The organism is Lactobacillus sp. WILCCON 0058 (genome assembly GCF_057198005.1).
On sequence record NZ_JBUBHM010000001.1, the window covers coordinates 701,937 to 714,438 of the forward strand.

10 protein-coding genes and 2 tRNA genes are annotated in these 12,502 nt (G+C 50.6%); 8 read left to right on the forward strand and 4 right to left on the reverse strand.

The genetic code is table 11. The features are described from left to right. Positions 1 to 61 precede the first annotated feature (61 nt). Positions 62 to 787 carry a response regulator transcription factor gene (locus tag ACYVUU_RS03450; RefSeq protein WP_003613569.1) on the forward strand — a complete coding sequence of 242 codons (726 nt, stop codon included), beginning with the start codon at positions 62 to 64 and terminating at the stop codon, positions 785 to 787. Then, on the forward strand, positions 784 to 2,349 hold the full coding sequence (locus ACYVUU_RS03455) for a sensor histidine kinase (protein WP_439775788.1): 1,566 nt from the start codon (positions 784 to 786) through the stop codon (positions 2,347 to 2,349). Before ACYVUU_RS03450 ends, ACYVUU_RS03455 begins: the two co-directional genes overlap by 4 nt. 57 nt (positions 2,350 to 2,406) lie before the next feature. On the opposite strand, the gene ACYVUU_RS03460 is transcribed toward ACYVUU_RS03455, so the two are convergent. Continuing rightward, positions 2,407 to 4,629: an LTA synthase family protein gene (locus tag ACYVUU_RS03460; protein WP_484499957.1), complete on the reverse strand. Its 2,223-nt coding sequence runs from the start codon at positions 4,627 to 4,629 to the stop codon at positions 2,407 to 2,409. A gap of 149 nt (positions 4,630 to 4,778) precedes the next feature. Between ACYVUU_RS03460 and ACYVUU_RS03465 the strand changes: the two genes are divergently transcribed. The 3 genes from ACYVUU_RS03465 to ACYVUU_RS03475 all read left to right on the forward strand — a co-directional run bounded on the left by ACYVUU_RS03465 (position 4,779) and on the right by ACYVUU_RS03475 (position 8,598). Beyond that, entirely contained in the window at positions 4,779 to 5,405 is a 627-nt protein-coding gene (locus tag ACYVUU_RS03465) for a VanZ family protein (protein WP_439775786.1), read from the forward strand. A 76-nt stretch (positions 5,406 to 5,481) separates the two neighbouring features. After that, positions 5,482 to 6,822, forward strand: a complete 1,341-nt coding sequence (locus ACYVUU_RS03470; protein ID WP_439775785.1) for a glucose-6-phosphate isomerase — start codon at positions 5,482 to 5,484, stop codon at positions 6,820 to 6,822. A gap of 174 nt (positions 6,823 to 6,996) precedes the next feature. After that, positions 6,997 to 8,598, forward strand: a complete 1,602-nt coding sequence (locus tag ACYVUU_RS03475; RefSeq protein WP_484499958.1) for a peptide ABC transporter substrate-binding protein — start codon at positions 6,997 to 6,999, stop codon at positions 8,596 to 8,598. Between the two features lie 107 nt (positions 8,599 to 8,705). Here ACYVUU_RS03475 and ACYVUU_RS03480 read toward each other — a convergent pair. Further along, positions 8,706 to 8,778, reverse strand: a tRNA-Gln gene (locus tag ACYVUU_RS03480). Positions 8,779 to 8,783: 5 nt separating this feature from the next. Further along, positions 8,784 to 8,855 (reverse strand) — tRNA-Glu (locus ACYVUU_RS03485). 170 nt (positions 8,856 to 9,025) lie between these two features. Here ACYVUU_RS03485 and ACYVUU_RS03490 point away from each other — a divergent pair. Both ACYVUU_RS03490 and ACYVUU_RS03495 read left to right on the forward strand, forming a co-directional pair. Further along, entirely contained in the window at positions 9,026 to 10,030 is a 1,005-nt protein-coding gene (locus ACYVUU_RS03490; protein WP_484499959.1) for a serine hydrolase domain-containing protein, read from the forward strand. Between the two features lie 15 nt (positions 10,031 to 10,045). Beyond that, complete coding sequence (locus ACYVUU_RS03495) at positions 10,046 to 10,297, forward strand: hypothetical protein (protein WP_484499960.1); 252 nt, start codon at positions 10,046 to 10,048, stop codon at positions 10,295 to 10,297. Between the two features lie 86 nt (positions 10,298 to 10,383). Here the strand turns inward: ACYVUU_RS03495 and ACYVUU_RS03500 are convergent, their stop codons facing one another. Further along, entirely contained in the window at positions 10,384 to 11,739 is a 1,356-nt protein-coding gene (locus ACYVUU_RS03500; protein WP_484499961.1) for a MurT ligase domain-containing protein, read from the reverse strand. A 140-nt stretch (positions 11,740 to 11,879) separates the two neighbouring features. Between ACYVUU_RS03500 and ACYVUU_RS03505 the strand changes: the two genes are divergently transcribed. Beyond that, positions 11,880 to 12,482, forward strand: a complete 603-nt coding sequence (locus ACYVUU_RS03505) for a thymidine kinase (protein WP_439775780.1) — start codon at positions 11,880 to 11,882, stop codon at positions 12,480 to 12,482. Positions 12,483 to 12,502: the final 20 nt, after the last annotated feature.

Genomic DNA, 12,502 nt, shown 5'->3' on the forward strand with positions numbered 1-12,502 from the left:
CTTTTTTGCTAGGATTAAAATATGGTGCAGAACGCACAATTATTTGCTAAGGGGTTAAAAAATGAAGATCTTAATGGTAGAAGATGACAAGTCAGTTTCACAAATGATGGAATTGTTCTTCAAGAAGGAAGGCTGGGAACAAGTTTCCGCCTACGACGGTGAAGAAGCGGTCGAAATTTTCCAGACCCACCCGCGGGACTTTGACATCATCACTCTGGACTTGAACTTGCCGAAGAAGGACGGGATTCAAGTAGCCAAGGAAATCCGCCGGATTTCTGAAACTGTGCCGATTATTATGCTGACGGCCCGCGACAGTGAATCAGACCAGGTTCTGGGCCTGGGCGTCGGGGCTGATGACTACGTAACCAAGCCGTTCAGCCCAATCGCCTTGATTGCCAGAATCAAGGCCTTGCACCGGCGGGTAATGCTGGAAGGGCAGCCAAGAAACCTGCCGAAGAACATCCCAAGCAACGACTTCGACCTGGAAACCAACCACATCCGGATCTCCAAGAGCCGGCGGGAAGTCTACTTCGACGAAAACCGGGTTGAAGGCTTGACGCCAAAGGAATTCGACCTGCTCTACACCATGGCCCAAAAGCCAAAGCAGGTCTTCTCCCGGGAACAGCTCCTGGAACTTGTCTGGGGCTACGAGTACTTCGGTGAAGAAAGAACTGTCGACGCCCACATCAAGAAGCTGCGCCAGAAGCTGGAAAAGTCTGGCCCGCAGATCATTCAAACTGTCTGGGGCGTGGGCTACAAGTTTGACGATTCACAGGTTAACGCATGAAACTGATTTATCAGCATATTCTGAGTTTTTTGATAGTTATCTTGACTTCGGTCATGATCATTGGCTTTTCAACGATCAATTACCAGAAGGAACAAGCTTATCAAAGCAACTACACGCGCTTGGAAAGTTATGCCGAAAATCTTTCAACCCTGCAGCTGTACTCTAAAAAGACACAGAGCAAGAATTCACCGCCAGTTTTTTCCGCGGATTTCTTGCAAAAGTTTTCTTTCGTCATGCGGGATGAAAATCTTAAACTGTTTTTGATGGACAAGAACTTTAAGACGACATATCCCCTTGGCGGCTATGACATTTTAAAGAAGTCAGCTAAATCGATGCTGAAAAAGGGGCAGGTTGTCCGGATCAAGGACGACCACAGCAGCGAGCAGCGGGATCTTGCCCCGAAAATCCAGGGCCGGGTAAAGCGGGACGGCTTAAGAAAGCGGAGCAACCGCCTTTTCGCCGCTGAAAGCTATACCTGGGTCGTGGTTCCCCAGATCCAAGGATCAGGGTCAAACAAGAAGGTGGTCGGAGCCATCATGATTGGTTCCCGGGTCAAGGACGTCCTGCAGACCGTCAGCCAGGCCAAGGCTAACCTGGCCAGGGCCCTGGTGATCACCTTCGCGGTCAGCCTGATCTTGAGCTTTGTTCTGGCCTACTACCAAACCGGCCGGATCAAGAAGCTTTCCTTGGCTGCCCGCAAGGTCGCTGACGGTGATCTCGATGTGCAAGTTGACCACCGCCACGCTGATGAAATCGACGACCTGGCCGAAAACTTCAATGAAATGGTTCAGTCCTTGAAGGCCTCGAATGAAGAAGTCAAGGCCCAGGAAGAGCGAAGGGACCAGTTCATGCAGGACGTGGCTCACGAAATGCGGACGCCTCTGACCACGATCAATGGCCTTTTGGAAGGGATGAAGTACGACGCCATTCCAGAAGAATCAATTCCGGAGTCCATTGACCTCATGAGCCGGGAAACCAAGCGCTTGATCCGCCTGGTCAACGAGAACCTGGACTACGAGAAGATCAGAAGCGGTAAGATCCAGATGATGAAGTCCCAGTTCAATGCCCGGACGATTATGAATGACGTTCAGCAACAATTGAGTCAGAACGCGGCTAAGAACGGGGACAAGATCATCCTCGATGCTCCGGAAGACCTGCCTGTTTATGCTGACCAGGACCGCTTCAAGCAGATGCTGGTAAACTTGACCCAAAACGCGATCCAGTTTACCAATGACGGTACGATCACGCTTAGGGGCCGGCGCTTCCAGCATGGGGCAACCTTTAGCGTCCAGGATACTGGGATTGGGATGACCCAGGAGCAAAGCAAGTACATCTTTGAACGCTTCTACAAGGCTGATCCGGCCCGGGCCCGCTACGGCGGCACCGGTGAATCCGGCCTGGGTTTGTCGATCGTTCTTTCCCTGGTCCGGCAGCATGGCGGGGAAATCAAGGTGACTTCCAAGCCGCATGAAGGTTCGACCTTTACGATCACTCTCTTTGATGAGGGGCATGAGAAGCACTACGATAAAAAGGACAAGAAAGAGTCCAAAGATAAAGAATAGCGACTAAAAAGCTTACCGGCTGCTGCCGGTAAGCTTTTTGCTTGTTCTGTTTTTGCTCTATTTAGTTTCCTTGTTGCTGGATTTACTTGAGCTGGAACTTGAGCTTGAGCTGGATGAACTAGAAGTCATGCTCTCATTCGCGGAGCTGGACGAGGACAGAACGCTTTCCGGGATCTGGGTAATCTCGCTTTGCCGCTTGGCCAGTTCACTGGCATCAGTCTTGTAGAGCTTGCTGGTGTCGCCCTTTTGGCTGATGAGGGCTGTTGACTGCTTGCCCAGCTGCGCAATCAGGTCCATCATCTGCTGGTAATTAGTGCTGTAGTTGTAATCGCTTGGGATAACCGGGCTGAACCCCTTTGGCGTGTAATAGCGGAGCAGGTTCTTGTTGTTGAGGGTATCGGAATAAGACAGGGACTTTTTGCCATAAGCAGCCAGTTTCTTGACTTCGGCCTTTTGCTTTTTAGTCAGCTTGGTCAAAAGCTTGCCGCTGGCGTCATAGACATTGCCTTTGCTGGTCTTGCCCCCGATCAAGACATATTTTGGACTGATGACCGTCCCGTTTCTGAAGACGACGATCTGTTTGTGTTTAGCCGACAGAATGTCCGTGCCGAACTGGATGTATTGCTTGCTGGAAATGCCCAGCAGGTGGAGGATGGTTGGCAGGACGTCGATTTCACCAGCCAGGGTTGACTTGATCCCGCCCTTTAAGTTTGAAGCATGGATCATGAAAGGCACCTTCTGCATCTGAGCAGTGTTGTAGCTGGACCAGTTCTTTGGATCCTTGCCAATCAAAGGCGCAAGGGTGGTGTACTCTTCATTGCTCAAGCCGTAGTGGTCCCCGTAGATGACGATCATCGACTTATTGTAGAGGCCGGATTTTTTCAAGTAGCTGAAAAATTCCTTCAAGGCCTGGTCCAGGTAGTGGGCGGTCAAAAAGTAGTTGTTGATCGTCGCGTCGCTGGTTGAGCTGGTCTTGAAGTCCGGGTCTTGGTCAGCTGTATCCAGTTCAAAAGGCGTGTGGTTGGTAACCGTAATGAACTTGGCGTAAAAAGGCTGCTGCATTCTTTCCAGGTACTTGACGCTTTCAGCGAAGAGAAGCTTGTCTTTCAGCCCATAGCCGGCACTGTCCCCGCTTTCCTGGCTGAAGTAGTTCTTGTCAAAGAAGTAGTTGTAGCCCATGTTCTTGTAAACGTCGTTCCGGTTCCAAAAGCTGCCGACATTGCCGTGGAAAACAGCGGAAGTGTAGTTGCTGTTTGACCGCAAGATCTGCGGGGCAGCTTGGAAGGTGTTGCTGGAGCCCAAAGAAGTGAAGAGTGACCCGTCGGAAATCCCATAGGTGCTGGTTTCCAGCATGTTTTCCGCGTCACTGGTTCTGCCTAGGCCCACCTGGTGGTAGAAGTTGCTGTAAGACAGGGTGTGCTTGTTTTTATACAGGGAATTAAGGAAGGGGGTGACTTCCTTGCCGTTGATCTTTAAGCCGATCAAAAACTGCTGGAAGCTCTCCAGGTGGATGATGATCACGTTTTTCCCTTTTTCTGCCCCAAAGTACGCGGAATTAGCTGGAGCATAGTTCTGCTGGGTAAAGTTGATGATCTTGTTCAATTCGCTGGTTGAGGCATTCTTGGTCACGGTGGAGCTGGATTCGTTCTTAACGGCATCATAAACCGTAAAGACGTCAATGCCCAGGTACTTGACCACGTAAGTCCGGTCAAAAGTGTTCTTGAGCAGGCGGGGCCGGTTGCATTCAGCCACCATCATGTTGAGGCCCAAAACGAAGAAGCCGAAGGACGTAATGGCAAAAGTCCTGGAAAAGCCGTATGACCGCTGGTCGATCTTGATTACTTTTACCGCCAGCAGGATGACGATGACGATCAGGTCCAGCCAGATTAAAATGTCGCTGGGGGCAAGAAGAGCCGCGCTGGACTTGCCTAGGCCCTGGGAGACCTTGCTGATGTTGGCCATGGTCTTAACCGTGATGAAGTCGGTAAACTGCCGGTAGTAAAGGACATTGGCAAACAAAAGCGCCGTGTTGGCAAAGTCAAGGGCCAGCATGGCGATGTAGGAGGCCAGAGGCTTGGAAAAGTAAAAGCCTAGACTGATCAAAATGATGCTCATGCCCAGGGGGCTGAACCACATGATGATGTGCTGGAGAGGATTGGCCAGGCCCAGATTGAAGTCGCAGTAGGCGACAAAGAGGTATTTCAGCCAGTAGCAGATGACCAGGAGGGCCAAAAAGCCAGTCCGGCTTTGAAATTTGCCGAGAAATTTGCTGTGTTTCAATTGTAGTTCTCCTTTAATAACTGTCTTAATTTTAAAGGTTGTGACAAAAATAGACAAACATTTCTCCAGAGTTATTGCTTTCTTAAAATTCTTCCCCCGGAAAAGCTTGTATAATTTAAGCAGACTCTAGTAGATTGGACCCAGTGAGCATGTTGTTTTTAGCACCTTTATACAATTATTTAGCCAGCCAGTACGCCACCAGGATCAATCACTTTGCCTTGATCAAGTTAACCCTGCAGGGCCTGGACAAGACGATTTTTTACTTCTTGCTCTTTGCTCTGGTCCGGGTCATCTGGCTCTTGGCTGTCCGTAAAAGGCGCGGGCTCTGGTCGGAATTTGGCCTCTGGCTTTTCGTCTTTTACTTTCTCCTGGTGCTGATGCTGACGACCTTCAGGTCTTCATATTTCCCTTGGGAACTGAATTTTCACTGGGACCGGCCTCTCAGCAACATCAACCTGGTCTTCATGAAGAATACCTGGAAACTGGTTTATGCCCAGAGCAAGGTCGACTTTTACTATAACTCCCTGGGCAATATCCTGGCCTTCGTGCCTTTCGGGGCCCTTTTGCCCAATTTGCTCCAAGTCAAGCACTGCTTTGGCCGGGTCTTTTTCCTGGGGGTCCTGGCGTCGGTGACGATCGAGATCCTGCAGTTTTTGCTCATGACAGGGGTCAGCGACATTGACGACGTCTTCTTCAATGCTTGCGGGGTCCTGCTGGGCTATGGGCTCTATTTTTTGCTAGGTCAAATTTGTGTAAAAAAACGCAATAAAAGCTAGCAATGAAAGGGCAACAATGATATTATTATCTTGTGAATGATTTATTTAACATTTTCTAGTGAGGAAGCATAAATCAATGAATAGTGTAGTAAGTTTTGACAGTAGTAAATTGACTCCTTTCGTTCACGAAAACGAACTGAAGGAAATGCAAGCAATGGTTAACGCCGCTGACAAGGAATTGCGCGAAGGCACTGGTGCCGGCAACGACTTCCGCGGCTGGCTGGATCTGCCGGTTGACTATGACAAGGACGAATTTGCCCGTATCAAGAAAGCAGCCAAGAAGATCCAAAGCGACTCCGACGTTTTGATCGGGATCGGGATCGGTGGCTCATACTTGGGTGCCCAAGCAGCCATTGAATTCTTGAACTCATCATTCTACATGGCTGAAAAGAGCGACTATCCTAAGGTTGTCTTCTGCGGCAACAGTCTGTCAGGCACTTACTTGTCAGACTTGATCAACTGGCTGGGCGACAAGGACTTCTCCTTGAACATCATTTCCAAGTCAGGTACCACCACTGAACCTTCAGTTGCCTTCCGGGTTTTGAAGGCCAAGCTGATTGAAAAGTACGGCAAGGAAGAAGCAGCCAAGCGTATCTACGCAACCACTGACCGCCAAAAGGGTGCCTTGAAGACTGAAGCTGACGCTGAAGGCTACGAAGAATTCGTAGTTCCAGATGATGTTGGTGGTCGTTTCAGCGTTTTGTCAGCTGTTGGCCTTTTGCCAATCGCTGCTGCCGGCTGCGACATCGACGCCTTGATGCAAGGTGCCGCTGACGCCCGGGCTGCTTACACTGACCCTGACGTAAGCAAGGACTCTCCTTACCAATACGCTGCCTTGAGAAACATCCTTTACCGCAAGGGCTTCACTACTGAACTTTTGGAAAACTACGAACCAAGCATCAGAATGTTTGGCGAATGGTGGAAGCAATTGATGGGTGAATCAGAAGGCAAGGACCAAAAGGGCATCTACCCGTCAAGCGCCAACTTCACGACCGACCTGCACTCACTTGGCCAATACATCCAAGAAGGCCGCCGGAACTTGATGGAAACTGTTGTCCGCGTTGCTGGCCCACGGGCTGACGTGGAAATTCCAAACGACGAAAGCAACCTGGACCAACTGAACTTCCTGGCCGGCAAGACTATGAACTATGTCAACGACCGCGCTTACGAAGGCGTTGTTTTGGCCCACACTGACGGCGGGGTTCCAGTTATGACTGTCAACATCGCTGACCAGAGCGAACACACTTTGGGCTACTTGATCTACTGGTTCGAATTGTCAGTTGCCATTTCCGGCTACCTGAACGGGATCAACCCATTCAACCAGCCAGGCGTTGAAGCTTACAAGCGCAACATGTTCGGCCTTTTGAACAAGCCAGGCTACGAAGACTTGCACGACGAATTGGCAAGCCGCCTGTAATTTTTCACAAATGAAATTAAGAAGAACAAGATCCGCGGATCTTGTTCTTTTTTTATTCAATTTGACCTTTTTTTGCCTCAAAATAATAAAAGAAGCACATTAAGTGCTACAATTTAAGGGGAGCAAGCAGAGTATTGCTTATGTTACCGTTTTAGTAAGAGGGGGTAAAGGAAGATGTCATCAAGAAAAATTGCCTTGACTGGACTTGCTTTAGCTGCTTTAACGTTAACAGCTTGCAGCAAGCAGGAAAGCAGTCAGAAGAAGCAGGATCTGAACTGGTCAGTCGGCGGGGAAATCACTACGATGGACCCGTCCAAGGCCACGGACGTGGTCAGTTTCAGCCAGATGATCAACTCCATGGAAGGACTCTACAGAAACAGCAAGGACGGGCAGAGCCCGGGCCTGGCCACCAGCGCCCAGGTCTCCAAGGACGGTTTGACTTACACTTTCAAGCTGCGCAAATCCCAGTGGAATGACGGCACGCCTGTAACTGCCCAGGACTTTGTCTATTCCTGGCGGCGGACCGTCAATCCCAAGACCGAGGCTGAGTATTCTTATCTTTTCTCCGGGATCAAGAATGCTGATGCCATTCAAAACGGCAAAAAGCCGGTTTCCAGCCTCGGTATTAAGGCTGAGGGCAAATATAAGCTGGTCGTCACTTTAGAGAAGCGGATGGCCTATTTCAAGGACCTCATGGCCTTCCCGGTCTTTTTCCCGCAGGAAGAAAAAGCTGTCAAAAAATACGGGGACAAGTACGGGACGGCTTCCAAGTACATGGCTTATAACGGGCCTTTTGTCCAAAAGGGCTGGACAGGATCCAACCTGTCCTGGAAACTGGTCAAGAACCCGGACTACTGGGACAAGCAGAGCGTTAAGCTTGACCAGATCAGCTTCACGGTCAACAAGACGGCGACTACCGCCTACAACCTCTACGAGTCAAACAAGATCGATGCCTTGGGACTGGACTCTAATTTGACCAAGCAGTTCAAAGGCAAGAAGAACTACTACAGCCTCTCTAATGGGGGGACCTACTACCTGGAGCTTAACGAAAAGAACCAGGTCCTGGCCAACAGCAACATCCGCAAGGCCATCTCCCTGGCCATCAACCGGGAGAACTTGATCCGGATCCTGGGCGGCAACAACCAGGTGGCCAATACCTACACGGCCAAGGGCTTGACTGAATATGACGGGGAAGACTACACCAGCATGATTTCTTCATCTGCCAAAGACCTCTACAAGTACCAGCCAAGCAAGGCCAAGGAATATTGGCAAAAGGGCTTGAGTGAGCTTGGCAAGTCCAGCTTGACCTTGAACCTTTTGACTAGTGACAGCGACGGGGGCAAGAAGACTGGCGAAGCCCTGCAGAGCATGCTGGAAACCCAGCTGCCAGGGCTGAAATTGACGGTTACCAGTGTTCCGTTTAAGACCCGTTTGGCCCGGCGGGAATCCGGCCAGTTCCAGATCTGCGGGTCAGACTGGATCGCTGACTTCGGTGACCCGATTTCCTTCCTGGAACTTTTGACCAGCAAGAACAGCTCTAATTACGGCTCCTGGAAAAACGGCCAGTATGACAAGCTGATCGCGGCTTCCAAGAACACCAATGACCAGGAAAAACGGCTTAAGGACATGAGCGAAGCTGAAAGCATCCTGCTTGATGATGCCGGCGTCATCCCGCTTTACTACGAAGACGATGCCTGGCTGATCCGGTCAAACGCCAAGGGCTGGATCTGCAAGCGGAGCGAGTGGAATTTCAAGGAAGCCTACGTGACTAAGTAACGAAAATTGAACAGGTAAAAAAGTGCTAGACAGATCTAGCACTTTTTCATTTGCTCTGAAAAGGACAAAAAAAGGCAAGCTCCAGAGGAACTTGCCTTTCGGTATTATTGCGATGTCCGGGCTCGAACCGGAACATTATGGATTCAGAGTCCACTGCCTTACCAATTTGGCTACATCGCAGTAAATCACCCGTACGAGAATTGAACTCATGACTCCACCTTGAGAGGGTAGCGTCTTAACCACTTGACCAACGGGCGAAGTTTGTGTTCGAATTACCGACATTCATTATTATGCTTTCTTTGCAAGAAAAAGTCAAGGCTTCCAGCAAAAAAAGTCTTAAATATTTTCAAGCTGGCTTGGAAAGGGTGAAAACTGCCGTATAATAGAGCTAATTGCCCGCACGGGCCTTTTAGAAAGGAGTCGCCGCTTGCTTAATTTTCCTAAAACCCAGTTGCTGATTGAAAGCCTGGTTTCTGAAAGAATTGTTCCCGGAGTCAACTACGCCCTCTTAAAAGGGGACCAGGTTTTTGCCTCGACTTTGGGCTTTGCCAGCATCTATCCCGCCAAAAGCCAGCTGAGCCCCTTTGCCTACTATGATTTAGCCAGCTGCACCAAGGTTTTGGCCACGACCGCCGCTTTTTTGCAGCTGAGAGAAGAGGGAAAGGTTGACTTTGCTGACCCTTTGCAAAAATACGTGCCGGAATTCAAGGACAGCCGGGTCCGCCTCAGCCACCTTTTGACCCACACATCCGGCATCCGGGGCTGGATTGAAAACCGGAATGCCTTGTCCGGTCCGGACTTGATGAAGGCGATCGTGGGCTTGCCGGTGACCAGCGAATTTAACCGGGTCGTCCGCTACGCTGACACCAATTTTGTCCTCTTAGGACTGGTTTTAGAGCGGATTACGGGCAAAGCGGTCCAGGATTTGGCCAGTGAGCGGATTTTTCAGCCAGCTGGCTTAACTGAGACGACCTTTGCCCCGCCAAAAGACGAGTGCGTGCCAACGGAATTAGTTGACGGCCAGGTCATTCAGGGCTTCGTCCATGACCCCAAGGGCCAGCAATTAGGCCGGCGGTGCGGGTCAGCTGGCCTTTTCAGCACCGTCAGCGACCTGGTCAAAATGGGGCAGGGCTACATGGGGGTCAGTGACCTTTTGCCATTAAAGAAAGAGACAATCCAGGACCTCTACCAGGTTAAGACGCCGGCTGGCCTGAAAGCCCGGTCCTGGGGCTGGAACCTGGTCTTTGACCCTAAGGAAAACTATCCCATCATCTACCATACCGGTTTTACCGGCACCTTGGTCTTGTTTGACCAGGTCAAGCAGTCCGGCTTGATTCTTTTGACCAACCGGGTCCACCCCTCCCGGCACAACCAGATCTTTTTGACCATGCGCAGCCGGATCATCAACGCTTTTTTGCAGGAAAACCGCTAGAAAGAGGACCAATACATGAAATTGAGCAATAAGCAAAAGGGCTGGCTGCTTTTAGCCGTTTACGGCCTGGTTATCATCATCCTGGGCCGCGTGAACAGCCGGATGTCGCCCTATTATGCCATCACCGCGATCGCGGCATTCGCCGTAGCCCTAATCGAAGGTCTGCTTTTTGCCTTCAGCAAAAACGCGACCTACAAGGCGGTGGCCTTTTTTGCCGGCTTGGTTGCCTTGATCAATGTAGTCGCCGTCTTGACTACGGCAATCTAAAAAATCCCGCGGCTGACCGCGGGATTTTTAATTTGCTTTTTTATTCTTTTGTCTTTTTCTTTTTTGCCTTACTTGTCTTGTTTATGCTAGTTGATTCTTCTCTTTAAGACGCCTTTTTCAGCGAAGACCTGCCGCAGGTGCAGCATGGCCGTGTAGGTTGAAAGAATGTAGATCTTGTCGGTCGGCGCCTTTTCAAAAGCGGCCGGCAGCTGGTCAAAGTCACTTTCAATGACCAGCTTGTCCGGGTCAAAGCCGGCAACTTCCAGGCGGAAGGCCATGTCCTTATGCCGCTCGCCGCCGACGATGACCTGGTCGATCTTGGACCGGTCCAGGCTTTCAAAGTTCCCGTCCCAGATCCAGCTGGTGTCGATGCCGTCAGCGTGGTGGGCGTTTAAGAGGGCAGCCAGGCTGTAGTGGTCCTTTTCCGTATCCAGCAGGCTGAGGACTTCGTTTAAGCCAACCGGGTTCTTGACCAGGATGATGTTGATCTGCTTGCCCTGGTAGTGGATCAGTTCCTGGCGGCCGAAGATGCGCTTGTTTTTGGCAAAAGCCGCCGCGATTTCATTGGCGGAAACGCCGAATTCTCTGGCACAGGCAAAGGCAGCCAGGGCGTTGTAGATGTTGTAGGTGCCGCCGATGTTGATGGCGAATTCCTTGCCTTCGATGGTGAACTTGATCCGGCTTGGGGTCTGCTCACTGATCTTTTCCAGCTTGTAGGTCAAGTCCGGCCGCTTGTAGCCGCAGTTCGGACAGAAGAAGTCGCCTAAGTTGGCATAGGAAATGGCGTGGTAGTGCAGGATCTGATTGCACTTAGGGCAGAGGACCCCGTCAGTGTTGACGGCGGCCTTGAGGTCGTTTTGCGGCTGGTCCTGGTCAGTTTCAAAGCCAAAGAAGACTTTTGGATTCGGCAGGTCGACCGAAGAGAAGATGCTGGCGTCACCATTAGCGATGATGGTGGCCTCAGGTGCCAGCTTGATGCCGTCGACGATCTTTTCATAGGTCGTGTAGATTTCCCCGTAGCGGTCCATCTGGTCTCTGAAAATGTTGGTCAAGACAAAGGCCTTGGGGTGGACCAACTGGGTTACGGCCTTGACGTTGGCTTCGTCAACTTCCAAAACTGCAAGTTTCCGGCTGACTTTTTTCTGGCCATGGGCCAAAAAGGCGGTTACGATCCCCTGGGCCATGTTGGAGCCGGACGGGTTGGTTAAAATGTCGCCGTATTTTTCCTTCAAAGTCTGGGTGATAAGGGCCGTGGTCATGGTCTTGCCGTTGGTGCCGGTGACGATGATAGTTTCGTAGTCCCTGCCCAGCTGCTCAAGGACGTTTGGGTCAAGCTTCATGGCCAGCTTGCCGGGGAAACTGGTCCCGCCCTTTAAGACATTGTGCAGGAACCAGTAAGAGGACTTGCCGGCAAAAGTTGCGATGTTGGATTTAAAACTCATGATTAACTTCCTATTCTGCATTAAAACTATGATAAATCTTACCATAAGATGGAAAGTTTAGCGGCTAAAATGCGACGCTTTTAAACTTTTGCAAAATACACTATACTTATTTGAGCGAGATTAATACAAAGGTGGAGAATATGGCACAGTTTTTTTTCGAATACGGAGCGATGGGCAGCGGCAAAACGATTGAAATCTTGAAGGTTGCCCACAACTACGAGATTCAAGGACGCAAGGTGGCTTTATTGACCAGCAGCGTTGACACCCGGTCCGGCCGCGGCGTGGTGGCCTCCCGGATCGGGCTCAGCCGCAGCGCCCGGCCAATTGAGCCGGACCTGGACCTCTTTGAATACATCGCGGCTTTGAACCAGCAAGAGCAGGAAGCGGACGGCCATCCTTTGGCGGCGGTCTTGATTGATGAGGCCCAGTTTTTAAAAAAGGACCAGGTCATCCAGTGCGCCAAGGTTGTTGATGACTTGCACATCCCGGTGATGGCTTTTGGCCTAAAGAATGATTTTCAGAATCATCTTTTTGAAGGCAGCGAGTATCTTTTGCTTTATGCTGATAAAATAGAAGAGATGAAGACGATTTGCCACTTTTGCGGGCACAAGGCAACCATGGCCCTGCGCTACAAGGACGGTTTGCCCGTCTATGAGGGCGAGCAGGTGCAGATTGGCGGCGACGAGGCTTACTACCCGGTCTGCCGCTTCCACTATTTCCACCCCGATCAGGCAAGAGACTAGTTTTTATTGGAAGGATTGAT

Excerpts from the sequence above, each read along its gene's own strand:
- ACYVUU_RS03465 (WP_439775786.1), top strand. The coding sequence starts at position 4,779 with ATGTTGTTTTTAGCACCTTTATACAATTATTTAGCCAGCCAGTACGCC.
- ACYVUU_RS03470 (WP_439775785.1), top strand. The coding sequence starts at position 5,482 with ATGAATAGTGTAGTAAGTTTTGACAGTAGTAAATTGACTCCTTTCGTT.
- ACYVUU_RS03500 (WP_484499961.1), bottom strand. The coding sequence starts at position 11,739 with ATGAGTTTTAAATCCAACATCGCAACTTTTGCCGGCAAGTCCTCTTAC.
- ACYVUU_RS03450 (WP_003613569.1), top strand. The coding sequence starts at position 62 with ATGAAGATCTTAATGGTAGAAGATGACAAGTCAGTTTCACAAATGATG.
- ACYVUU_RS03475 (WP_484499958.1), top strand. The coding sequence starts at position 6,997 with ATGTCATCAAGAAAAATTGCCTTGACTGGACTTGCTTTAGCTGCTTTA.
- ACYVUU_RS03505 (WP_439775780.1), top strand. The coding sequence starts at position 11,880 with ATGGCACAGTTTTTTTTCGAATACGGAGCGATGGGCAGCGGCAAAACG.
- ACYVUU_RS03455 (WP_439775788.1), top strand. The coding sequence starts at position 784 with ATGAAACTGATTTATCAGCATATTCTGAGTTTTTTGATAGTTATCTTG.
- ACYVUU_RS03495 (WP_484499960.1), top strand. The coding sequence starts at position 10,046 with ATGAAATTGAGCAATAAGCAAAAGGGCTGGCTGCTTTTAGCCGTTTAC.